Source organism: Pseudomonas sp. HN2-3 (genome assembly GCF_020691745.1).
GTDB classification, from domain to species: domain Bacteria; phylum Pseudomonadota; class Gammaproteobacteria; order Pseudomonadales; family Pseudomonadaceae; genus Aquipseudomonas; species Aquipseudomonas capeferrum.
This window is the reverse complement of sequence record NZ_CP085704.1, coordinates 1,494,936-1,517,554: the sequence shown is the minus strand read 5'-3', so window position 1 is coordinate 1,517,554 and position 22,619 is coordinate 1,494,936. Positions and strand designations below refer to the sequence as shown.

Below are 22,619 nucleotides of genomic sequence, written 5' to 3'. Positions count from 1 at the left end.
GGAGCGGCGGTGCGGCGATCCGTCTTGCCCCGCGAATGGGCTGCAAAGCAGCCCCCCGCAATCCCATATGATGTCTCTTACATCCTGCAACGCTCTGCCTCACAGCCCCAGCCTTTTCCTCTGCCATACTCCGCCGTACACAGTTTGAAATAGTCGCCCGATTGAATCGGCACGGCTTGCCCCTTATATACCCCGCAGTAAGCAACACACTCATCCGTCAGGAGAACGTAACAACCATGATGCGCATTCTGTTGTTTGTAGCCACCAACCTCGCGGTGGTGCTGGTTGCAAGCATTACCCTGAGCCTGTTCGGTTTCAACGGGTTCATGGCCGCCAACGGGGTCGACCTCAACCTCAGCAGCCTGCTGGTGTTCTGCGCCGTGTTCGGTTTTGCCGGCTCCCTCGTCTCGCTGTTCATCTCCAAGTGGATGGCGAAGATGAGCACCGGTACCCAGATCATCTCCCAGCCGCGCACCCGCCACGAGCAGTGGCTGTTGCAAACGGTCGAAGAGCTGTCGCGCGAGGCCGGCATCAAGATGCCCGAGGTGGGTATCTTCCCCGCGTACGAGGCCAATGCCTTTGCCACCGGCTGGAACCGTAACGACGCCCTGGTGGCCGTATCTCAGGGCCTGCTCGAGCGCTTCTCGCCCGATGAGGTGCGTGCGGTGCTGGCCCACGAAATCGGCCACGTGGCCAACGGTGACATGGTCACCCTGGCACTGGTGCAGGGCGTGGTGAACACCTTCGTGATGTTCTTCGCCCGCATCATCGGCAACTTCGTCGACAAGGTCATCTTCAAGAACGAAGAAGGCCAGGGCATCGCCTACTACGTGGCGACCATCGTTGCCGAACTGATCCTGGGCATCCTGGCCAGCATGATCGTCATGTGGTTCTCGCGACGCCGCGAGTACCGCGCCGACGAAGCCGGTGCGCAACTGGCCGGCACGGCCGCGATGATCGGCGCCCTGCAGCGCCTGCGCGTGGAGCAAGGCCTGCCGGTGCACATGCCGGACACCATGAAGGCCTTTGGCATCAATGGCGGCCTCAAACACGGCCTGGCAGGCCTGCTGATGAGCCACCCGCCACTGGAAGACCGCATCGAGGCGCTGCGTCGCCGCGGTTGAGCCACCCGCTAAAAACAAAGGGCGACTTCGGTCGCCCTTTTTTACGCGGCTACCCCATCAGAGCTGTATGCGATACACCCGCTCAAGCAGGCTCGTCGCACCCGCCTGAACAAACTTTTCGCTCTGCTCGATAATTTCCACGGCTTCCAGCGCCTGCACCTCGCCACCCGCAAACCCCTGCCGAACCTCAGCGTCCGCCACTGAAAACGGCGGGCCGGGCAACAGCGCCTGGTCATAACCCAGCGTCACCAACAGCCCTTGGCTACCCGACGGCAACCCCTCAGCCAGTAACTGCATGTACCGCAAGCGCATCTCGGGCGGCAAGGCAATCAACGCCGCGCGGTCATAGAACCCCGCGCAATCGGCCAGGTCCTGCGCCTGCAAGGCAAAGAAATCGCCGCACCACACTTCTACCCCGCCACTGCGCCAAACCTCGAATTCGCCCCTGTGCAGCACCTCGGGCTCAAGCCTGTGCTCACGGAAAAAGCCCTCTACCGCCCGCCGCGACAGCTCCACGCCCAGCACGCGATGGCCCTGCCCTGCCAACCAGGCCAGGTCCAGGCTCTTACCGCACAACGGCACCAGCACTTGGCTGCCAGGCGCCAACGCCAGCGCTGGCCAGTGCGCCTGCAAGTAGGGATTGACCTGCGCTTGATGGAAGCCGATCTGGTTGTCGGCCCACCGCTTGTGCCAGAACGCTGGCTCCATGACTGCTCCTATACTGATCGAGCGCTTCGATAGAAAGCGCAGAAAACTTGGTTTGGATTTCGATCGGTAACTGATCGAAGATGACAGCATCTTAACCCTCAGGACCTCACCATGCTGCCCAGCCTTTTCATTTCCCATGGTTCCCCCATGCTGGCCCTGCACCCGGGCGCCAGCGGGCCGGCGTTGACCGGGCTGGCCAATGCCTTGGCGCAGCCCAAGGCAATCGTGGTGGTGTCGGCGCACTGGGAAAGCCGCGAGCTGGTGGTGACCGGCAGCAAGCAGCCCGAGACCTGGCACGACTTCCACGGCTTCCCCCCGGCGCTGTACGCCGTGCAGTACCCAGCACCCGGCGAGCCTGCACTGGCCGAACAGGTATGTGCGTTACTGGGCGCTGCTGGCCTGCCGGCACGTACCGATACGCACCGCCCCTTCGACCATGGCGCCTGGGTACCGCTGAGCTTGATGTACCCGAGCGCCAACATCCCAGTGATTCAGGTTTCGCTGCCCAGCCAACAGGGGCCTGCCTTGCAGTTACAGGTCGGCCAGGCGCTGGCCGAGTTGCGCCAGCAGGGCGTGCTGCTGATTGGGTCGGGCAGTATCACTCACAACCTCGGCGAGCTGGACTGGCATGCCGGGCCGGACGCGATCGAGCCTTGGGCGTTGGCGTTTCGGGATTGGGTAGTGCAGCGGTTGGCCGAGGATGACCGCGCGGCGTTGCTGGATTACCGACGCCAGGCGCCGTTTGCAGTGCGTAACCACCCTAGCGATGAGCATTTGTTGCCGCTGTTTTTTGCGCTGGGGGCTGGGGGCGGGTTCGGCGTGGTGCACCAGAGGTTCACCTTGGGCGCACTGGGAATGGATATCTATCGGTTCGACTGACGAGCCTCTTCGCGGGACAAGCCCGCTCCCACAGATTGGACTGCCCCCAAGAAGTTGGACAAAAAATCCAACCCTTGGGGGGACCGATGGGCAAATACACAGAGCAGTTCAAACTCACAGCCATCTCAGCCTACCTAGATGGTAGCGATGGCTTCCGAAAAGTAGCCCAGCGTTTCGGTATCGACGTCAGTCTGCTGCGCCGGTGGGTCTCCAGCTATCAGAGCAAGTCCAGCCTTAGTCCGCGCTCGCACGGGCAGCGCTATGACGACGACTTCAAGCGCCAAGTGCTGAGCCACATGCACGAGCATCGTCTCTCTCTTCGCCAAACCGCTGCGCATTTTGGCCTCGGCCAGTCCTCGCAGATAGGCAACTGGCAGCGGCAGTACTACAGTGGTAGCCCTGTAGCCCCTGTCATCCGCCAGAAAAAGCCGATTAAAGTGTTGAAGAAGATTAAACCAGCAAAGCCCACAGATACCGACGATTCGCAAAAGCCCAGAGACCAGCTGATGGCTGAGCTTGAGTATCTGCGCATGGAGAACGCTGTCCTAAAGGAGCTCAAGGCTCTGCGCGAGGAAAAGGAACGAATACCGGCGAAAAAGTCCTGATCGTTTCCAAACTCAAACGTAGATTCCCTTTGCCTGACCTGCTGCGGCTGATCGGACTGGCTCGCAGCACTTTTTACTACCAGGTACAGAGCCAACAGAAGCCGGATAAATACGCGGAGCTTAAAGAGAGAATTCGGCAGGTCTATCACAAAGAGAAGGGGCGTTACGGGTATCGGCGCGTTGCACTAGCAATCAGAAAAGAGGGGCCGCTAGTCAACAAGAAGGTCGTTGAGAAACTGATGACTGGGCTGGGTCTGAAGTCACTGGTGCGACCCAAGAAATATCGGTCGTACCGAGGTACTGTCGGCAAGATAGCGATGAATCTGCTGGAGCGTAATTTCGTCGCCCAGCGCCCCAACCAGAAATGGGTGAGTGACGTAACCGAGTTCAAGGTGGCGCAACAGAAGCTCTATCTTTCGCCTGTGATGGATTTGTATAACGGGGAAATCATCGCCTACGAGACGGCCAGTCGCCCACAGTACAGCCTGGTTGGGAACATGCTCGACAAGGCACTCAAGACCCTGGGGGAGAAGCCGAAACTCGTGCTCCACACCGATCAGGGGTGGCAGTACCAGCAGGCTCAGTATCGCCAGAAACTGCGCAGTTGTGGAGTGAAGCAGAGCATGTCTCGTAAAGGCAATTGCCTAGATAATGCAGCTATGGAAAGCTTCTTCGGCACGCTCAAGTCAGAATTTTTCTACCTCAAGCGGTTTGAGAATGTTGATGAATTGAAAGCGGGCTTGGATGAGTACATCCACTACTACAACCATGACCGCATCAAGCTGAGGCTCAATGGCCTGAGCCCTGTCGAGTACAGGACCCAGGCGGCAGCATAGAACTGTCCAACTTTTTGGGGGCAGTCCAGATGGATAGTGCTTTCAAGCCCAATGCCATACCTGTGGGAGCGGGCTTGCCCCGCGAAGCAGCCGGCACAGGCAAAAAAAATCCCCAGCGCATGCCGGGGATTTTTTTATTACGCCAGGATCAATCCTCGCGGTAGCGACGCAGCTTCAGCTGCTTGCCAGCCACACGGGTATCCTTGAGCTTGGTCAGCAAACGCTCCAGGCCGTCTTCCGGCAGCTCGACCAGGCTGAAGCTGTCGCGTACCTGGATACGGCCGATAGCGTCACGGGCCAGGCCGCCTTCGTTGAGGATCGCACCCAACAGGTTCTTGGCAGCGATGCCGTCACGGGCACCCAGGGCAGTACGGCAACGCACACGGCCTTCGGCCAGCGGCATTGGCGCGCGACGCTCACGGTCACCGCGGTCACCACGGTCACTGCGCTCGGCACGCTCACCGGTACGCTCACGCGGAGCACCAACGCCCGGTACCAGCGGCTGTTCACGCTCTACCGCAGCCAGGTCCAGCGCCTGACCATTGGTTGCTTTGCGCAGCAAGGCCGAAGCCAGGGCACGCGGGCTGCAACCCAGGTCGGCGGTCAGACGGTCGAGCAGGTCGCCATGAGTGGCTTCCGATTCGGCCACCAGCGGCGCCAGGCTCGAGGTCAGCTTCTTGATGCGTGCATCCAGAACGGCCTGGCCATTGGGCAGGCGAGCTTCGGCAACCTTCTGCCCGGTAACACGCTCGATCACCTGCAGCATGCGGCGCTCACGCGGGGTTACCAGCAGCAGCGCACGGCCTTCGCGACCGGCACGGCCAGTACGGCCGATACGGTGTACGTAGGACTCTGGGTCGTACGGCATGTCAACGTTGAACACGTGAGTGATGCGCGGTACGTCCAGGCCACGGGCAGCGACGTCGGTAGCGACGACGATGTCCAGGCGGCCATCCTTGAGCGAGTCGATGACGCGCTCACGCTGGTTCTGGGCGATGTCACCGTTCAGCGCAGCAGCCTTGTAGCCTTTGGCTTCCAGCGCGGCGGCCAGGTCCAGGGTGGCTTGCTTGGTACGCACGAAGGCGATCAGCGCGTCGAACTCTTCGACTTCCAGCAGACGCAGCACAGCCGGGATCTTCTGATCGGCATGCACCATCAGGTGAGCCTGGTCGATCGCGGTAACGGTCTGGGTCTTGCTCTGGATCTTGACGTGCTTGGGTTCACGCAGGTGACGCTCGGCGATCGAACGGATCGACGACGGCAGGGTTGCGGAAAATAGTACGGTCTGACGGCTGGCCGGGATGGCATCGAAGATCACTTCGAGGTCGTCCATGAAGCCCAGCTTGAGCATCTCGTCGGCTTCGTCCAGTACCAGGTACTGTACGGTCGACAGGACTTTTTCGTCACGACGCAGGTGGTCGCACAGACGGCCCGGGGTAGCAACGACGATTTGTGCGCCGTTACGGATGGCACGCAGCTGTGGGCCCATCGGGGCACCACCGTAAACAGCGACCACGTTAACGCCCGGCATCTGCTTGGCGTAGGTTTCGAAAGCGGTAGCAACTTGCAGCGCCAACTCACGGGTTGGCGCCAGGATCAGGGCTTGCGGTTCGCGCTTGCTCACGTCGATCTTGTTGAGGATCGGCAGGGCGAAGGCAGCGGTCTTGCCGGTGCCAGTCTGCGCCTGGCCGATCATGTCGTGACCGGCGAGGATGATCGGGATCGACTGATGCTGGATGGCGGACGGCTCTTCATAGCCGGTAGCCAGCACAGCAGCAACAATATTCGGATTGAGTTCGAGAGCGGCGAATCCGCCGGTTTCCTGGGTCATGGGTCTGCCTCTAGGTGCATCCGCAAAGACCCATGCTCCAAAGCTGCACATGCCTTGAAAGACCAGAAGGTCACCCAGGCAGCTTTGGCGGCGGGGATTTGCGAAAACGATTGAAAAAGAAAAACTTGGGAAGGTCCGCCTAGCGGACGAACAGCCGAAGCTGGACTCGGAGGATTTGCACCACCTGATTTTGAGGTCCGCTAAAAGACCGGCGCGTACTATACCCGAATTAACGGGTTACGTGAGGAAAATTTTCGGGGGCAAGGGCCAGTATCGCGCCATCAGCGAACCGCAGGCTGAATCGATTCCTGCCAACCCTACGCTACCGGCCTTCAGGTCGCCGGCCGGATCTCACGGATCAGGCTGGCCAGGCTATAGCCCAACTGCGGCGTCAGCGCCTCGGCCCGCGCCCGCAAACCGTCCAGGTCCAGCATCTGTTCCAAGTCCGCCGGTACCAGCAGGATCACATTACCCTCCTTCACCGGCAGCTCCCAGTAATGGCGGTGGTACAACCCGCGCAGCAGCGCCGCGCCCAGCGGCTTGCCGTCATCGCAGGCCCATTGGTTGATCACCAGCCAACCGCCTGGGTTGAGCTGCTTCTGGCAGTTTTCCAGGAAGGTCCAGGCCAGGTGCCCGACACCCGGGCCGTGGTCGGTATAGAGGTCGACGAAAACCAGGTCGGCCTTTTCGGCGCTGGGCAGCAGTTCGAGGGCATCTCCCACCCGCACGTAAAGGCGCGGGTCATCGTCCAGGCCCAGGTATTCCATGGCCAGGCGCGGCACGTCCGCGCGCAGCTCGATGGCCTCGATGTCCTCCAGCGGCAGGAACTTCATGCACGCCTGCGTCAGCGTACCCGCGCCAAGGCCCAGAAACAGCGCACTCTCTGGCTGCTCGTGGCACAGCGCACCGACCAGCATGGCGCGGGTGTAGTCATATTCCAGCCAGCTCGGGTCGGCGGTGAACACGCAGCTCTGCTCGATGGCATCGCCGAATTCGAGAAAACGGTAGTCGTCCACCTCGTACACGCTGATGACGCCAAAGGCATCTTCGACCCGTGCCAGTAGCCGCTCTTCCCGTTCCGCCGTCATGTTCGCCACTCGCCCGTGCAAAAACGCGCATTGTCCGCCAACACCCCCGATGCAACAAGCACGACGGCAACTGTTACCATGGCCAAAAGCCTATAACCGACAACATCGAGCCCGAGATGAACGCACCGTGGAGCCCTGACAGCTGGCGTGCCCTGCCGATCCAGCAGCAACCGACCTACCCCGACGCCGCGCACTTGCTCAAGGTCGAGCAGACCCTGGCCAGCTACCCGCCACTGGTGTTCGCAGGCGAGGCGCGCGAGCTGCGCCGGCAGTTCGCCGAGGTGACCGAAGGCCGCGCCTTCCTGCTGCAGGGCGGCGACTGCGCCGAGAGCTTTGCCGAGTTTTCGGCGGCGAAGATCCGCGACACCTTCAAGGTGCTGCTGCAGATGGCCATTGTCATGACCTTTGCTGCCGGCTGCCCGGTGGTCAAGGTCGGGCGCATGGCCGGGCAATTTGCCAAGCCACGCTCCTCGGGCGACGAAACCATTGGCAACGTCACCCTGCCCGCCTACCGTGGCGACATCGTCAACGGCATCGGTTTCGACGAGAAAAGCCGCATCCCCGACCCGGACCGCCTGCTGCAGGCCTACCACCAGGCCACCGCCAGCCTCAACCTGTTACGCGCCTTTGCCCAGGGCGGCTTTGCCGACCTGCACCAGGTGCACAAATGGAACCTGGACTTCATCGCCAACTCGGCGCTGGCCGACAAGTACCATCAGCTGGCCAACCGCATCGACGAGACCCTGGCCTTCATGCGGGCCTGCGGGCTGGACAGCGCGCCGCAACTGCGCGAGACCAGCTTCTTCACCGCCCACGAAGCGTTGCTGCTCAATTATGAGGAAGCGTTCGTGCGTCAGGACAGCCTGACCGGCGACTACTACGACTGCTCGGCGCACATGCTGTGGATAGGCGACCGCACGCGCCAGCTCGATGGCGCCCATGTGGAGTTCCTGCGTGGCGTGCATAACCCGATCGGGGTCAAGGTTGGCCCAAGCATGAACCCCGAGGAGTTGATCCGCCTGATCGACACCCTCAACCCAAGCAATGACCCTGGCCGCCTGAACCTGATCGTGCGCATGGGGGCCAACAAGGTTGGCGACCATCTGCCAGGGCTGATCCGCACCGTCGAGCGCGAAGGCCGCAAGGTGCTGTGGAGCTCCGACCCGATGCACGGCAACACCATCAAGGCCAGCAGCGGCTACAAGACTCGCGACTTTGCGCAGATTCTCGATGAGGTGAAGCAGTTCTTCCAGGTGCACCAGGCCGAAGGCAGCCATGCCGGCGGTATCCATATCGAAATGACCGGGCAGAACGTCACCGAGTGCATCGGTGGTGCCCGGCCGATTACCGAGGATGGCTTGTCGGACCGCTACCATACCCATTGCGACCCGCGGATGAACGCCGACCAGTCGCTGGAATTGGCGTTTCTGATTGCCGAAACCCTCAAGCAGGTTCGGCGCTGAGGTTCGGGCGCCGTCATTTACGCAGCGGATCATCCCAGAAATGCCGCTCGGCCTCTTGCTGGATATCCGCCCGGCTCAACCCCAGATCGTGCAATGTCGCATCGCTGAGCCGGGCCAGTTCCCGACGCTGACGGTACAGCTCGAGCCAGCGCGCCGGGCGCTGCAGCGCTGCATGCCACAGGTGGTTCAGTGAGACGACTGGTTGCTGAATGCTGCTGACATGACCTTTCATCGTGAAGCCCTCCGTGTTGATGGCTCCAGTCTCACGCCGGGCTTAAGATCAATCCAACGAATGTTTCTGATGCCATGCATCTCGGAGATTGATGCTATGTCCCAGTATCAAAGTCTCGATGCCGACGTGTTGCGCACTTTCGTCGCCATTGCCGAACAAGGCGGCTTCACGCGCGCCGGCGAGGTAGTCAACCGCACCCAGTCGGCGGTGAGCATGCAGATGAAACGCCTGGAGGAAGATATCCTGCAGCGCCAGCTGTTCGAGCGTGATGGCCGCCAGGTGCGCCTTACCGCCGAGGGGCAGGTACTGCTCGGCTACGCCAGGCGCATCCTCAAGCTGCACGGGGAAGTGTTCAATACCTTGCGCATGCCGCACATGGTCGGGGTAGTGCGCATCGGCACGCCGGACGACTACGCCATGCGCTTTCTGCCGACCATCCTGTCGAGTTTTGCCCAGGCCTACCCGCTGGTGCAGGTGGAGGTGCATTGCGACTCGTCGAAGCAGTTGATGCTGCGCCAAGACCTGGACCTGACCATCGTGACCCGCGAGCCGGGCAACGAAGTTGGCCAGTTGCTGCGCCAGGAGCGCCTGGTGTGGGCTGCGGCCGAAGGTTTTTGCCCACAGGAGCAACGGCCCATGCCGGTGGCGCTGTTCAATACCGACTGTTTTTGCCGCGCCTGGACCTGCAATGCGCTGGAGGCACAGGGCATCGACTACCGCATTGCCTATACTAGCCCTAGCCTGGCGGCGATCTTTGCCATCGTCACGGCGGGGCTGGCAGTAACGGCGCAGTTGCAGAGCCTGGTGGGCGGCAATATCCGGATTCTCGGCGAAAACGATGGGTTGCCGCAGTTACCGGTTGCCAATGTGATGTTGGTACGCAGTACGCAGAACCCTTCGCCGATCACCGATTGCATGGCCGACTACATCGTCGAAGGCTTCAAGTAGGAGCGGCCTTGCGTCGCGAAAGGGCCGCACCGCGGCCCCCAAAGCTCAAAGCTCAAACCCCAGCATCACCGCACACACCACCAGAAACACACAAAACATCGCCCGCAACACTTTCTCTGGCAAGGCATGCGCCAACCTCACGCCCCAGCTGATGCTGAGCAACCCACCCACCGCCAAGGGTATTCCCACCGCCCAATCGACACTCTGGTGCACGCCATACGTCAGCAGCGTCACCGCCGTACTGGGCGCCGCCAATGCCAGCGAGAGCCCTTGCGCCACCACCTGCGTGGTGCCGAACACACTGGTCAGTATCGGCGTCGCAACCACCGCGCCCCCCACCCCGAACAGCCCACCCATGGTTCCGGCAAAGCTGCCCAGCACCCCCAGCCATGGCCAGGCATAGCGCATTTCAGGGCTTGGCGGCGCAACCCTCAAGAACATCCGCGCCACGTTCCAGATGGCCAGCGCCACCAGAAAACCGACAAACCCCAGGCGCATGGCCTGGGCATCTATGCCCACCGCCCAGATCGAACCCAGCCAGGCGCACAGCAAACTGCACAACGCCAACGGCAGCGCATGGCGCAGTTCGATGCGATTGCGCTGGTGGTAGCGCCACAGCGCCAGCAACACATTCGGTACCACCATGACCAACGCAGTGCCCTGCGCCAGCTGTTGGTCCAGCCCGAACAACACGCCCAGCGCCGGGATGGCAATCAGCCCACCGCCGATGCCGAACAAACCGCCCATGGTGCCCAGGGCTGCGCCCAGCACGCTATACAACAACCACTCGATCATCAGGGCCTCTTGTGCCGTTCTTTAGCAATGGGCGCATGCTACCGAGTCGGGGCTGGTGGGGAAACGCACAGCAGCGCACAATGGCTGTGCGTTTTCTGCAAAGCCGAGCCGCCATGAGCCCTGACATCCTTACCGACCAACTCAGCCTATTCCTCGATGTGCTGGAAACCGGCAGTTTTTCCGCCGCCGCTCGGCGCCACCCGCTGACGCCCTCGGCCGTGGCCCGGCGCATCGACAACCTGGAAAACGCGGTGGGCAGCCGCCTGTTCACCCGCAGCACTCACGCGGTGCGTGCCACACCGGCAGGCAATGCCTTTGCCGAGCGCGCACGGCGTATCATCGAGGAACTGCGCCTGGCCCGCGCCGAAGCCGTGTCACTGAGCAGCGCCCCGGAAGGCTTGATCCGCATCGACGCCCCCGCCGCGTTCGGCCGCCGCCACCTGGCCCCGGCCATCGCCGACTTTCTGGTGGCGTACCCGGGGCTGGACGTGCACCTGCGCCTGATCGACAGCTTCGTCGACCTGCACGGCAGCCACCTGGGCGAGGTCGACCTGGTGTTGCGCGCGGGTCCCCTGGCCGACACCCGCCTGGTGGCCACGCCGCTGGCGTACATGGTGCGCATCGCCTGCGCCAGCCCAGCCTACTTGGCCAGCCGTGGCGTACCGGCGTGCCCCAGCGAACTGCCTGAACATGACGGCCTGGACTGGGACGGCCTGGCACCACCTTTCGCCTGGCGCTTCAACGTGGCGGGCCAGGCCCGACTGTATCGGCCAACACGCATGCGCATGGCCGCCAACAACGCCGAAACCCTGCTGTTTGGCGCCCTGGCCGGTTTAGGCGTCGCCCACCTGCCCACCTGGCTGATCAGCGAATACCTGCTGCGCGGCGAACTGATTGCGCTGTTCTGCGACGGCGGCCTGCCGGCAGCCGAGAGCAGCGGTATTTATGCGCTGCGCCTTGCACATGAAACGAACTCTCGCAGCCGTTTGCTGCTCGAATTTCTCAAGAGCCGTTTCAGCCCCATTCCACCCTGGGACCTGGCGCTGCGCAGTGAACTGCGCTGGCAGTGAACGCACTGATGATCAGCGTGCTAGATTTTCCCATTGATGATTCCAAGGACCTGCATGAACGCCGACACCCAAGCCTCCTGTGACGAGCTGCTGCTGGACAACCAGGTCTGCTTCGCCCTGCATTCAACCTCGTTGCTGATGACCAAGGTCTACAAACCGCTGCTGCAGGCGCTGGGCCTGACCTACCCGCAATACTTGGCGATGCTGGTGCTATGGGAGCGCGACGGCCTGACCGTGGGCGAGATCAGCCAGCACCTGCTCACCGACCCTGGCTCGCTGACCCCGCTGCTCAAGCGCCTGGAAAGCGAAGGCCTGCTCAAGCGCACCCGCAGCCGCGAGGACGAACGGGTGGTATTGGTGCAGTTGACCGACAAGGGCCGCGACCTGCAGCAACAGGCCAAACAGGTGCCACCGTGCATCCTCAAGGCCAGCGGGCGCAGCTTGCAGCGCCTGCAACAGCTGCAAGCCGACCTGCTGGACCTGCGCGAAAACCTGCAGAAAAACCTCTGAGCGCTATGCTGTGAGATGGCCATTCAGATGAGCGGTGAATATTTATCTTGCGCGCAAACTAATTGCGCGCTAATTTAAATCCCACACCCACCCAGCGCCACCTCACCCCAGGTCGCGCACAGCACGTTAGCGAGGCTCAAGATGCAAAAGGTCACTCCGCTGTACATCGCCGAAGCCACCTCCACCGGCGGGCGCGACGGCAAATCCCGCTCCAGCGACGGCAAGCTGGAGGTCAAGCTGAGCACCCCCAAGGAATTGGGCGGCGCGGGGGGGCAAGGCACCAACCCAGAGCAGCTGTTCGCTGCCGGCTACTCGGCCTGCTTCATCGGTGCCCTGAAGTTTGTTGCCGGGCAAGAGAAGAAAGCCCTGCCAGCAGATGCCTTGATCACTGCCAAGGTGGGCATTGGCCAGATTGAGGGTGGTTTCGGCCTGGACATCGACCTGCACATCAACCTGCCAGGCCTGGCCCAGGCCGATGCCGAAGGGCTGGTGGAGAAGGCGCACAAGGTCTGCCCTTACTCCAATGCCACCCGCGGCAATGTGGATGTAAGGCTGCATGTAACGGTCTGAACACAGGTATAAAAAAACCCGGCCGAGGCCGGGTTTTTTGCTGCATCTCAAGAACACTTACTTCTTGGCGCGGCCTTTGTACGAACCGCCTTCGCGGGTATCGATCTCGATCAGGTCGCCGATTTCGATGAAGTCAGCAACGCTGAGCTCAGTACCGTTCTTCAGCTTGGCAGGTTTCATGACCTTGCCCGAAGTGTCGCCGCGAGCGGAACCTTCGGTGTAGTCAACCTGGCGCACGATGGTGGTCGGCAGTTCTACCGACACCAGGCGGCCTTCGAAGAAGACGGCTTCGCAGATGTCGTCCATGCCTTCTTCGATGAACGGCAGAACGGCTTCGATATCTTCGGCGTTCAGCTCGTACATGGAGTAGTCGGTGGTGTCCATGAAGGTGTACGTGTCACCGCTGATGAACGACAGGGTCGCTTCTTTGCGATCCAGGATCACGTCGTCCAGCTTGTCGTCCGCACCGTATACGGTTTCGGTCTTGTAGCCGGTCAGCAGGTTCTTCAGCTTGGTCTTCATGATCGCGCTGTTACGGCCCGATTTGGTGAACTCAGCTTTTTGCACCAGCCACGGGTCGTTGTCGATCCGCAGTACGGTACCGGGTTTCAGTTCTTTACCAGTTTTCATTGCGAAGTATCCGAATCTGGATGGATTTATAAAAATCGAGGCCGCATATCATAGCCAATTTCGGTAAAACTGTACCAGCGCCATGGCAAGGTCTGGCCGAGTGGCCTGACGGGCCGCCCAATCACGGGCATGTTGCTGCAGTTCTGGCCAGTGTTGCTGGGCCGCTTGCCACGCCTGGCCGACGTCACGGTCCATGTTCCAGGCACGCCACAATGCCACCAGGGCGGCAGAGGCATCGGCTGACAGGCCGTGTCGATAATGCTCAAGGAACGCTTCGAGCTTTTCCCAATGGGCATTCTCGTCCTGCACGTAGATGTGCCACAGCATCGGGCGCCCGGCCCATTGCGCACGCACGAACGAGTCTTCGCCGCGTACGGCGTTGAAATCGCAGCTCCACAGCAACCGATCATAATCGTCCTGGCTGACGAACGGCAAAATCTGCACGGTCAGCGCCCCACGTACGCGCACATCGCCCACCTCCAGCCGGGCCTGGCCCAGCCAGCTGCCGACGTCAGCCAGAATGCGCCCTTGCGGCACCAGCAGGTGGGTCGGCTGGCTACCTGCCGCCAACGCATCCAGCCAATTGCCCAGCTGGGTGTTTTCATAGGCGAACAGCGAGATCAGCCGCGCCTGCACCTCGGGGTACACACCAAGCCGTTGCAAGAACGCCTGGCGGGCCTCGGCGGACTGTTCGAAGGCCTGGCGCCGCGCCAGCAGCGTGGCCTCGCGCAATAGGCCGCCGGTCTTCTCGGTAAAGCCGGGGAAGAAGAACACCTTGCGCAAGCCGTTGGCCTGGGGGGACGGCAAGCCGTGGCAGCCTTCCACCCAGTGCTCGGCGCTGAGGTATTCGAGGTTCAGCCACAGAGGCGGCTTCGCCCGGGCGCGCATGGCCTCGACATAGTGCGCCGGCAACTGGCAGGCGAAGGCGCCGATCACCACATCTGCGGGCTCAATCGGCACCCATTCGGCCGGCCACTGGCGCACATCGACGCCCTGCTGCCACTGCTGCAACGCTGCGGCATCGGCCCCGGGGCACATCGGCACGAAGGCATTCAGGTCGTCCACCCACAGGCGCACTGCGATTTCGTGCTCGTCCACCAGTTGCCGCGCCAGGCGCCAGGTCACGCCGATATCGCCATAATTGTCGACGACGGTGCAAAAGATGTCCCAGGTGGCCTTCATGTGCCCTCCCCCTCATGGTGCGGAAAACCGCGGATTCTGCGGATAAATTGTCGTCGACAAAAGCACCTGCGGGTAAAATTCGCCAGCAGCGTGCGACAATGCACGCCGCCCCACCCTGCCAGGAGGCCGCCATGCCCCGCCACCGCGAACTGAAGATCACCCTCAAGCCTTTGCAGCTGACCCTGTGCGTGGCCATTGGCCTGTGGCTGGGTGCCGTGGCCATCGCCGTGAGCCTGTGGCTGGCAGTGCAACTGTGGCCCGAGCAGGTGCAGCCGGTTGCCCAGGCCCTGGCCCCTGCCCTCGGCCAACCCGCCGCGCCCCCGGTGGATGCGCAGGGTGAGATGTTCGAGCGCTACAAGGGCATCCTGCAACAACAGGAACGGCAACAGGCCGCCGAGGCCGCCCAGGGTAACCCGCGCAACCTCAACAGCCCCAAGTGCCAGTTCTGGCTGCAACAGAACCGCACCGCACCTACCGATAAAAGCCAGGCCAATGTGCTGGAGTTCTGTTACTGAAGATGGACAAGCCCCTGCTTCTCACGCGCATCGTCGCGACCCTCGAACATGACGTGGACGTGCTGAGCCGCGCGGCGCAGACCGCGTACGAAGCCGCCACCGCCGAAGAGAACATCGCCGAGAACAAGTACGACACGCTAGGCCTGGAAGCCTCGTACCTCGCCACCGGCCAGGCGCGCCGCACGGCCGAGATCCGCCAGGCGCTGCAGATCTACCAGCAACTGCTGCTGCGCGACTACGACCCGCTGCGGGGTATACAGGTGAGCAATCTGGTGACCCTTGAGGATGAGGATGGCCAGCAGCGCCGGCTGTTTCTCGGACCCGAGGCGGCGGGGTTGAAGATTGGCGACGGGGACGAGCTGGTGACGGTGATTACACCACGCTCGCCGCTGGGGCAACAGCTGATGGGCAAGCGGGTCGATGATGAGGTGAGCCTGGGGGCACAGGTTCTGTTCATTAGTGAGGTCGTCTGAGCTGGCCTCTTCGCGGGGCAAGCCCGCTCCCACAAGATCATCTTCACTTAACCCAAGACTTGTGCGGTACCTGTGGGCGCGGGCTTGCCCCGCGAAAAGGCCGGGCTAGGCAACATTCATCTAAAGGCGCTGCAACGCATCGAATTGCCCCGCCAACCCCTGCTGCGCAAACTGCTCCACGACAAAATCGATGAACGCCCGCGTCTTCCTCGGCAACAGTTTGTGCTCGGCGTAATACAAGCTGATATGCCCATCGTCCACATACCAGTCCGGCAACACCCGCTGCAGTCGCCCTGCCTGCAGGTAAGGTACCGCAAACGGCAGACTGACCAATGCGATGCCCAAACCCTGCTGCGCAACCGCACAAGCCGCATCCGAATCACTCATGGTCATCGCCTGACGCAGCAGCAACGGCTGCTGCTCCTGCCAGCGGCTGGTCAGCGGCCAAGAGCGCACCCGTCCGGTCTGGGGTGAGCGAATCAGGATTCCGTCATGGCGCTGCAACGCCTGCGGGCCATCGATGGGTGGGCGCTGGTCCAGATAGCCAGGCGCCGCCACCAGCACCCGATGGGCGGGTGTCAACTTGCGCGCCACCACGCCCAATGGCAGCTCGAAACCACCCCCAATGGCCGCATCGAAACCCTGGCCGATCAAATCGACCTGGCGATTGTCGAAATGCCAGTCTGGGGTGATAGCAGGGTAACGACGCAAAAACTCCCCCAGCAGCGGCAACACATAGAGCCGCCCGAACACCGTGCCCATGCTCACCCGCAGCAACCCGGCCGGCTGGCCTTCGGCACTGGCCAGGTTGGCCACGGCATACTGGATGGTGCGAAAGCTGTCACTCACCTCCCCCAGAAAGCGCTGGCCCGCTTCGGTCAGGGTCAGCTTGCGGGTACTACGCTGGAACAGGCGCACGCCCAACCGGGCCTCCAGCTGGGCCACATGCTTGCCGACTGCGGCAGGCGTGAGGCTCAGACGGCGGGCAGCCTCGGCAAAACTGCCAACCTCGGCGCTACGGATAAAGCACTCGAGGGCGTTGAAAGACTCCATGGCCATGATTCACAACCAAAGGTTTACTCTGCTGATAGTGATTGCCATCTTATCAGCAGGTAATTAGCCACCGATACTGCGCCCATCCAAGGCATTCGGCCTTGCTTCCCAGCAGGAGATCAGCATGTCCAAACAACTCCCACTCGACGGTAAAGTTGCCCTGGTCCAAGGCGGTTCCCGTGGCATTGGCGCGGCCATCGTCCGCCGCCTGGCCCGCGAAGGCGCACGGGTTGCCTTCACCTACGTGAGCTCGGCCGGCCCGGCCGAACAGCTGGCCCAGGAAATCATCGGCAACGGCGGCCAGGCCCTGGCCCTGCGGGCCGACAGCGCCGACGCCGCAGCCGTGCAGTTGGCGGTGGATGACACCGCCAAGGCCTTCGGTGGGCTCGACATCCTGGTCAACAACGCCGGCGTGCTGACCGTGGCGCCGATTGCCGAGTTCGACCTGGCCGATTTCGACCGCATGCTGGCGGTGAACGTGCGCAGTGTGTTCGTCGCCAGCCAGGCAGCCGTGCGCTACATGGGCCAGGGTGGGCGCATCATCAATATTGGCAGCACCAACGCCGAGCGGATGCCGTTTGCCGGTGGTGCACCCTATGCCATGAGCAAGTCGGCACTGGTGGGGCTGACCCGGGGCATGGCCCGCGACCTTGGCCCGCAGGGCATTACCGTCAACAACGTGCAGCCCGGCCCGGTGGACACCGACATGAACCCGGCCAGCGGCGAGTTTGCCGAAAGCCTGATACCGCTGATGGCGATCGGGCGTTATGGGCAGGTGGATGAGATTGCCAGTTTTGTGGCTTACCTGGCGGGGCCGGAGGCGGGGTATATCACCGGGGCCAGTTTGACGGCCGATGGTGGCTTTGCGGCTTGATGTGGTGAAGGCGGCGGGGTGCAGGGCACTAAAACTCAACTGCCCTACCCCTACCGGCCCTAGAATAAAGCCCCCTGCCCTCGAGATCCCCATGAACACCCCAACCCTCAGTCGCGCCCTGATTCTGCTGATGGCCACCGCCACCGGCCTGGCCGTGGCCAGCAACTACTATGCCCAGCCGTTGCTGCACAGCATCGCCCAGCAATTCGGGCTGAGTACCGCCAGCGCCGGCAGCATCGTCATCGCCGCCCAGCTCAGCTACGGCGCCGGCCTGCTGTTGCTGGCACCGCTGGGCGACCTGTTCGAACAGCGCCGCCTGATCACTGTGATGACCGCCATCGCCACCCTCGGCCTGGTCATCAGCGCCTGCGCGCCGAACCTGCCGTGGTTGCTGCTGGGCACCGCGCTGACCGGCCTGTTCTCGGTGGTGGCGCAGATCCTGGTACCCATGGCCGCAACCCTGAGTGAGCCGCATCAGCGCGGGCGCGCGATCGGCACCCTGATGAGCGGCTTGTTGCTGGGTATCCTGCTGGCCCGCACGGCGGCCGGCTTCATGGCTGAACTGGGGGGCTGGCGCAGTATCTACGTACTGGCCGCCGTGCTGATGGCCATCACTGCCCTGGCCCTGTACCGCAGCTTGCCGCAGCATCACAACCCTGCCGGGCTGAAATACCCGGCGCTGATCGGCTCGATATTCCGCCTGTTCTACGAAGAACCGGTGCTGCGCCTGCGGGCGTTGCTCGGCCTGTTGGCGTTCAGCCTGTTCGCGCTGTTCTGGACACCGCTGGCATTTTTGCTGGCACAAGAGCCTTACTTTTACTCGGATGCGGTAATCGGCCTGTTCGGCCTGGCCGGCGCGGCGGGGGCACTGTCGGCCAACTGGGCCGGGCGCCTCGCTGACCGCGGCAAGGGCTCGCTGGGCACCACGGTGGGGTTGGTGGTACTGCTGCTGTCGTGGGTGCCGCTGGGCTTTGCCGAATACTCGCTGCCGGCCCTGCTGCTGGGGGTGCTGATGCTCGACCTGGCAGTGCAACTGGTGCACGTCAGCAACCAGAATGCGGTGATCGCGCTGCGGCCAGAGGCACGCACGCGGCTCAATGCCGGCTACATCACCTGTTACTTCATCGGCGGTGCGCTGGGGTCGCTGCTGGGCACGCAACTGTTCCAGCGCCAAGGCTGGATCGGCATCGTCGTTGCCGGGCTGGTGATCGGTACAGTGGCGCTGCTGGCCTGGGCGCTGGCCGAGCGCAAGCGCTTGAGCCGCGACACTGCAACGCACTACCCTCCGTCGCTTGGCCGTTGACTTGCCAGGGCAGGCAGCGCTCAGTAGGCGCTGGACAATGCCCTTCTGACAGGACGACCCAATGACAAGACTCACGGTGCAATCCGGCGATTTCTTGCAAGGTGAAGGCGAGTATCGCAACGGATCGCTCACACTCAAGACCCCGCGCAGCCCTTCGCCGGGCGAGCGGATCTCCCTCACGCGCATCAGCGACCTCAGGTTGGCCAGCCTGGAGTCCAGCCGCAGCCTGGGCACTGCCCTCGGCTGGGGTGTGGCGGGCGCCCTGGTGGCCGGCCCGGTGGGGTTGCTGGCCGGGCTCTGGCTGGGCGGCAAGGAGCAAGAAGCCACCTTCCTTGCCACCTTCAAGGATGGGCGCAAACTGTTGGCCGTCACCGATGGCAAGACCTGGTCGAAGATCGACGACAGTTGGCGCCAGCACAAGCGCCCGGCCAGCAACCACTGAATATCGCGAGGCCCTGATCGTTTCAGGGTGAAGGCGACTGTTAAGATGCCGCCTTTTTCACGGCCCGTACCGGCCTTCAGGAGCCCCGCATGCCCCCGCTTCGCCCCCGCCTGCCCCTGAGCTTGCTCAGCCTGGGCCTGGCCTTGCATTGCCCTCATGGTCTTGCCGAAGACAGCGTCATGCTGGAGCCACTGCGGGTTTCCGACCGCTATGGCGACGACGGCTACCAGGTACGCGAGGCGTCGGTAGCAGGCTTGCAGGCCGCGCCACTGCTCGACACCCCGGCCTCAGTCAGCGTGTTCAGCCAGCAACTGCTGGAGGACCGCCAGGTGCGCAAGCTCAGCGAAGTGCTGCAAAGCGATGCCTCGGTGGGTGAAAGCTATGCGCCCATCGGCTATTACGAAAACTTCAACGTACGCGGCTTCGCGCTCAATGCCGCCAGCAGCTACCGGATCAATGGCCAGACCCTCGCTGGCGAGCAGAACGTGGCCCTGGAAAACAAGCAGCAAGTGGAGCTGCTCAAGGGCTTGTCCGGCCTGCTGAGTGGCGTTTCGGAGCCTGGCGGGCTGATCAACTACGTGACCAAACGCGCCGAAGACGTGCGTAGCGTGACGGTGTCGACCAACGAACAGGGCGAGCGCTACCTGGCCACCGACCTGGGCGGCTGGTTCGGCAGTGAGCGGCAGTTCGGCCTGCGCGCCAACCTGGCCCATGAGGACATCCGCAGCTATGTCGACCATGCCGACGGCAAGCGCGACTTCGCCTCGCTGGCCTTTGACTGGCAGATCAACCCGGATGCTACCTTGCAGCTGGACGCCGAGTACCAGCACCGCGAGCAGCGCTCGGTTCCCGGTTACCAGTTGCTCGGCGGCACGCAGGTGCCCCACGGTATCGACCCGGATGATCGCCTGGCCTACCAACAGTGGGCCAAGCCGGTGCAGAACGATTCGCTGAACCTGGGTGGGCGCTTCGAATACCGCTTCAGCGAGACATGGACCGGGACGTTGAGTGCATCGCGCAGCAAGGTGGTGATCGACGATTACAGCGCGTTTGCGTGGGGCTCGAGCGAGGGCGCGTTCTTCGCCAGCAATGGCGACTACGACATCTATGACTACCGCAGCCCGGATGACACGCGCCGCACCGATGAGGCACAAGCCACGCTCAATGGCCGCTTCGATGCCTTGGGCGTGGGGCACGACCTGACAGTCGGTGGCAGCGCCCAACGCCGTACCGTGGATCAACGGCCCTATTACAACGAGTGGCTGGGCACCGGCAACATCTACACCGGCGCGCCAGCCCTCGCCCCCTCCGACAAGCCGATCGGCTCAAGCGAGCGACGCCTGGACAGCCGCCAGTACGGTCTGTTCGTCAATGATCGCATCAGCTTCAACGAGCAGTGGCAGACCGTGATCGGCGCTCGCGAAGTGCGCCTGGACGAAAAAACCTGGGACGAAACCGGTGTTGCCGGGCGCCATACCCGTCAGTACCAATTGCTGCCCAATGCCGCGCTGATCTACAAGCCGAGCCCGGACACCACGCTGTACGCAAGCTACTCAAAAGGCTTGTCGGCCGGTGGCACCGCCCCCTGGTTTGCCAGCAACGCTGCCGAAATCCTCGCCCCGACCTTGTCTCGCCAACTGGAGCTGGGCATCAAGCGTGACTGGCAGGGCTTAAGTTTCACTGCCGCGCTGTTCCAGATCCGCCAGGCGTACCAATACGCACGCCCGGATGGCGAGGGTAACTTCACCTACGTCCAGCAAGGCCAACAGAAGAACACCGGCCTGGAGCTGGGTGCCAGCGGCTGGGTGACCTCGAACCTGCAGGTTCAGGCCAGCGCCGCCGCCATCCGCGCGCGGGTAAAAAACAGCGGGACCGATGCTTACGAAGGCCACCAGGCCATCAACGTGCCCAAGCTGCGTGCGGCCCTGCAGGCCGAATACAGCCTGCCGGTACCGGGCCTGGCGTTACTCGGAGGTGCGCGCTACAGCGCCAGCAAATATGCCAGCCAGGCGGGCAATGTCGAGGTGGGAGGTTATACCGTCTTTGATGTGGGTAGCCGTTACCGCACGCGCATCGGGGGGTATGACACGGTGCTGCGGTTGACCGTGGATAACGTGTTCGATAAACGCTACTGGCGCGATGTGGGGGATTACCTGGGGGACAACTACCTGTTCCAGGGCGCGCCGCGCACGGCACGCTTGTCGGCATCCGTGAGCTACTGATCAACCGCCTGTGGGGGCGGGGTTACTCGCCCCCACAGGATGGCAAGGGGCCACGCAGCAGCGCCATTAGTGCTGTGAAAACAAAAAGCCCCCGCGCTTTTCAGCGCGGGGGCTTTTTGTAGAATGTGGCGGTGAAGAAGGGATTTGAACCCTTGATACGATTTCTCGTATACACACTTTCCAGGCGTGCTCCTTCGACCACTCGGACACTTCACCGTTTCTCTTCAAGCCTTTCAGCCTGTCGAGGCGCGCTAATTTAGTGGAAGAGCTTTTCTTTGGCAAGCATTTTTTTCAGAAATTTCATGCGTTTATGCAAATTCACTGAAAACCCGAGGTCGCCAGGGCAATGCTGCCATTCTCGCCTGCGCTTTTACCGCCTGCACAGGCCCTGCCCCGGCGCGCCAAGGCATGCCGGGCAAACGCTGACCGGCCAGTCAGCCTTGCTGCTTTACCTGGCAGGCAGTGCTGGGTAACGTCGCAAGCACGCCACCCAAAGGACTCTGCCATGAGCGAGCTGATTACCTACCACGCCGAAGACGGCATCGCCACCCTGACCCTGAACAACGGCAAGGTCAACGCCATCTCGCCGGATGTCATCATCGCCTTCAACACCGCCCTCGACCGCGCTGAGCAGGAACGTGCCGTGGTCATCATCACCGGGCAGCCGGGCATACTCTCTGGCGGCTACGACCTCAAGGTCATGACCGCCGGCCCCAAAGAAGCGATCAGCCTGGTCACCGCCGGCTCCACCCTCGCCCGCCGCCTGTTGTCGCACCCGTTCCCGGTGATCGTCGCCTGCCCTGGCAATGCCGTGGCCAAAGGTGCCTTCCTGCTGCTGTCGGCCGACTACCGCATCGGCGTCGAAGGGCCGTACAAGGTGTGCCTGAACGAAGTGCAGATCGGCATGACCATGCACCATGCCGGCATCGAGCTGGCCCGTGACCGCCTGCGCCGCTCGGCCTTCCACCGCTCGGTGATCAATGCCGAGATCTTCGACCCGCAAGGGGCGCTGGACGCCGGCTTCCTCGACAAGGTGGTGCCGGCCGAGCAACTGCACGAAGCAGCGCTGGCCGCTGCCCGTGAATTGAAGAAGCTGAACATGCTCGCGCACAAGAACACCAAGCTCAAGGTGCGCAAGGGCCTGCTCGATGCCCTGGATAAAGCCATCGAGCTGGACCAGAACCCGATGGGTTAAGCCAAAGACCCACCCCGACATTTGCCTCTTCCAGTGTACAGTCGTACACTGGAATTCGACTGTCTGGTGTG

22 protein-coding genes, 1 tRNA gene and 1 pseudogene are annotated in these 22,619 nt (G+C 62.6%); 15 read left to right on the top strand and 9 right to left on the bottom strand.

Annotation, left to right across the window (positions count from 1 at the left end; all coding sequences use genetic code 11):
* The first annotated feature begins 236 nt into the window (after positions 1-236).
* Entirely contained in the window at positions 237-1,124 is an 888-nt protein-coding gene (htpX, locus tag LJX93_RS06905; protein ID WP_016715101.1) for a protease HtpX, read from the top strand.
* Positions 1,125-1,181: 57 nt separating this feature from the next.
* Here the strand turns inward: htpX and LJX93_RS06900 are convergent, their stop codons facing one another.
* The gene (locus LJX93_RS06900; RefSeq protein ID WP_033700609.1) at positions 1,182-1,832 is read right to left on the bottom strand and encodes a thiopurine S-methyltransferase; all 651 of its coding nucleotides are present in this window, start codon (positions 1,830-1,832) and stop codon (positions 1,182-1,184) included.
* A 111-nt stretch (positions 1,833-1,943) separates the two neighbouring features.
* Between LJX93_RS06900 and LJX93_RS06895 the strand changes: the two genes are divergently transcribed.
* Both LJX93_RS06895 and LJX93_RS06890 read left to right on the top strand, forming a co-directional pair.
* Positions 1,944-2,711 carry a DODA-type extradiol aromatic ring-opening family dioxygenase gene (locus LJX93_RS06895; protein ID WP_227696876.1) on the top strand — a complete coding sequence of 256 codons (768 nt, stop codon included), beginning with the start codon at positions 1,944-1,946 and terminating at the stop codon, positions 2,709-2,711.
* Between the two features lie 86 nt (positions 2,712-2,797).
* Positions 2,798-4,152 (top strand): IS3 family transposase gene (locus LJX93_RS06890; protein WP_156056779.1). Its coding sequence is split into 2 segments (ribosomal slippage): positions 2,798-3,268 and positions 3,271-4,152, totalling 1,353 coding nucleotides; the frame shifts between segments, so codons are not numbered across the junction.
* 148 nt (positions 4,153-4,300) lie between these two features.
* On the opposite strand, the pseudogene LJX93_RS06885 reads toward LJX93_RS06890, so the two are convergent.
* Positions 4,301-6,017: pseudogene (locus LJX93_RS06885) on the bottom strand (DEAD/DEAH box helicase).
* 298 nt (positions 6,018-6,315) lie between these two features.
* The gene (locus LJX93_RS06880; RefSeq protein WP_033700614.1) at positions 6,316-7,071 is read right to left on the bottom strand and encodes a spermidine synthase; all 756 of its coding nucleotides are present in this window, start codon (positions 7,069-7,071) and stop codon (positions 6,316-6,318) included.
* A 116-nt stretch (positions 7,072-7,187) separates the two neighbouring features.
* Here LJX93_RS06880 and LJX93_RS06875 point away from each other — a divergent pair, with 116 nt between their 5' ends.
* Positions 7,188-8,534, top strand: a complete 1,347-nt coding sequence (locus LJX93_RS06875; RefSeq protein WP_033700615.1) for a class II 3-deoxy-7-phosphoheptulonate synthase — start codon at positions 7,188-7,190, stop codon at positions 8,532-8,534.
* A 13-nt stretch (positions 8,535-8,547) separates the two neighbouring features.
* Here the strand turns inward: LJX93_RS06875 and LJX93_RS06870 are convergent, their stop codons facing one another.
* On the bottom strand, positions 8,548-8,766 hold the full coding sequence (locus LJX93_RS06870; RefSeq protein ID WP_033700617.1) for a DUF1127 domain-containing protein: 219 nt from the start codon (positions 8,764-8,766) through the stop codon (positions 8,548-8,550).
* 96 nt (positions 8,767-8,862) lie between these two features.
* On the opposite strand from LJX93_RS06870, the gene LJX93_RS06865 reads away from it, so the two are divergent.
* A complete protein-coding gene (locus LJX93_RS06865) occupies positions 8,863-9,714 on the top strand; it encodes a LysR substrate-binding domain-containing protein (protein ID WP_033701497.1) in 852 nt (283 codons plus the stop codon).
* 45 nt (positions 9,715-9,759) lie between these two features.
* On the opposite strand, the gene LJX93_RS06860 is transcribed toward LJX93_RS06865, so the two are convergent.
* Positions 9,760-10,509, bottom strand: a complete 750-nt coding sequence (locus LJX93_RS06860; protein ID WP_186659388.1) for a sulfite exporter TauE/SafE family protein — start codon at positions 10,507-10,509, stop codon at positions 9,760-9,762.
* Between the two features lie 113 nt (positions 10,510-10,622).
* On the opposite strand from LJX93_RS06860, the gene LJX93_RS06855 reads away from it, so the two are divergent.
* The 3 genes from LJX93_RS06855 (at position 10,623) to LJX93_RS06845 (ending at position 12,659) form a co-directional block, all read left to right on the top strand.
* Positions 10,623-11,579 (top strand): LysR family transcriptional regulator, encoded by a 957-nt coding sequence (locus LJX93_RS06855; RefSeq protein WP_033700619.1) that lies wholly within the window; start codon positions 10,623-10,625, stop codon positions 11,577-11,579.
* A 54-nt stretch (positions 11,580-11,633) separates the two neighbouring features.
* Entirely contained in the window at positions 11,634-12,089 is a 456-nt protein-coding gene (locus tag LJX93_RS06850; protein WP_033700620.1) for a MarR family winged helix-turn-helix transcriptional regulator, read from the top strand.
* 141 nt (positions 12,090-12,230) lie between these two features.
* Positions 12,231-12,659, top strand: a complete 429-nt coding sequence (locus tag LJX93_RS06845) for an organic hydroperoxide resistance protein (RefSeq protein WP_227696875.1) — start codon at positions 12,231-12,233, stop codon at positions 12,657-12,659.
* A gap of 57 nt (positions 12,660-12,716) precedes the next feature.
* Here LJX93_RS06845 and LJX93_RS06840 read toward each other — a convergent pair whose 3' ends face one another.
* Together LJX93_RS06840 and earP are read right to left on the bottom strand one after the other, a co-directional pair.
* Positions 12,717-13,289, bottom strand: coding sequence for an elongation factor P (locus LJX93_RS06840; RefSeq protein WP_095064149.1), 573 nt, complete (start codon positions 13,287-13,289; stop codon positions 12,717-12,719).
* A gap of 48 nt (positions 13,290-13,337) precedes the next feature.
* Positions 13,338-14,471 (bottom strand): elongation factor P maturation arginine rhamnosyltransferase EarP, encoded by a 1,134-nt coding sequence (gene earP / locus LJX93_RS06835; RefSeq protein ID WP_033700623.1) that lies wholly within the window; start codon positions 14,469-14,471, stop codon positions 13,338-13,340.
* 131 nt (positions 14,472-14,602) lie between these two features.
* Here earP and LJX93_RS06830 point away from each other — a divergent pair, with 131 nt between their 5' ends.
* Together LJX93_RS06830 and LJX93_RS06825 are read left to right on the top strand one after the other, a co-directional pair.
* Positions 14,603-14,986, top strand: coding sequence for a hypothetical protein (locus LJX93_RS06830; protein WP_033700624.1), 384 nt, complete (start codon positions 14,603-14,605; stop codon positions 14,984-14,986).
* 2 nt (positions 14,987-14,988) lie between these two features.
* On the top strand, positions 14,989-15,459 hold the full coding sequence (locus tag LJX93_RS06825) for a GreA/GreB family elongation factor (RefSeq protein WP_095064146.1): 471 nt from the start codon (positions 14,989-14,991) through the stop codon (positions 15,457-15,459).
* Positions 15,460-15,579: 120 nt separating this feature from the next.
* Here LJX93_RS06825 and LJX93_RS06820 read toward each other — a convergent pair whose 3' ends face one another.
* Positions 15,580-16,518 carry a LysR family transcriptional regulator gene (locus LJX93_RS06820; protein WP_047583830.1) on the bottom strand — a complete coding sequence of 313 codons (939 nt, stop codon included), beginning with the start codon at positions 16,516-16,518 and terminating at the stop codon, positions 15,580-15,582.
* A gap of 118 nt (positions 16,519-16,636) precedes the next feature.
* Here LJX93_RS06820 and LJX93_RS06815 point away from each other — a divergent pair, with 118 nt between their 5' ends.
* The 4 genes from LJX93_RS06815 (at position 16,637) to LJX93_RS06800 (ending at position 21,353) form a co-directional block, all read left to right on the top strand.
* Positions 16,637-17,386: a 3-oxoacyl-ACP reductase family protein gene (locus LJX93_RS06815; RefSeq protein ID WP_033700627.1), complete on the top strand. Its 750-nt coding sequence runs from the start codon at positions 16,637-16,639 to the stop codon at positions 17,384-17,386.
* A gap of 91 nt (positions 17,387-17,477) precedes the next feature.
* Positions 17,478-18,689, top strand: coding sequence for an MFS transporter (locus LJX93_RS06810; protein WP_095064145.1), 1,212 nt, complete (start codon positions 17,478-17,480; stop codon positions 18,687-18,689).
* Positions 18,690-18,750: 61 nt separating this feature from the next.
* Positions 18,751-19,131 (top strand): hypothetical protein, encoded by a 381-nt coding sequence (locus LJX93_RS06805; RefSeq protein ID WP_033700629.1) that lies wholly within the window; start codon positions 18,751-18,753, stop codon positions 19,129-19,131.
* An 89-nt stretch (positions 19,132-19,220) separates the two neighbouring features.
* On the top strand, positions 19,221-21,353 hold the full coding sequence (locus LJX93_RS06800) for a TonB-dependent siderophore receptor (RefSeq protein ID WP_227696874.1): 2,133 nt from the start codon (positions 19,221-19,223) through the stop codon (positions 21,351-21,353).
* A 126-nt stretch (positions 21,354-21,479) separates the two neighbouring features.
* On the opposite strand, the gene LJX93_RS06795 is transcribed toward LJX93_RS06800, so the two are convergent.
* A tRNA-Ser gene (locus LJX93_RS06795) sits at positions 21,480-21,569 on the bottom strand.
* A gap of 289 nt (positions 21,570-21,858) precedes the next feature.
* Here LJX93_RS06795 and LJX93_RS06790 point away from each other — a divergent pair.
* Positions 21,859-22,548, top strand: a complete 690-nt coding sequence (locus tag LJX93_RS06790; protein WP_227696873.1) for a crotonase/enoyl-CoA hydratase family protein — start codon at positions 21,859-21,861, stop codon at positions 22,546-22,548.
* Positions 22,549-22,619: the final 71 nt, after the last annotated feature.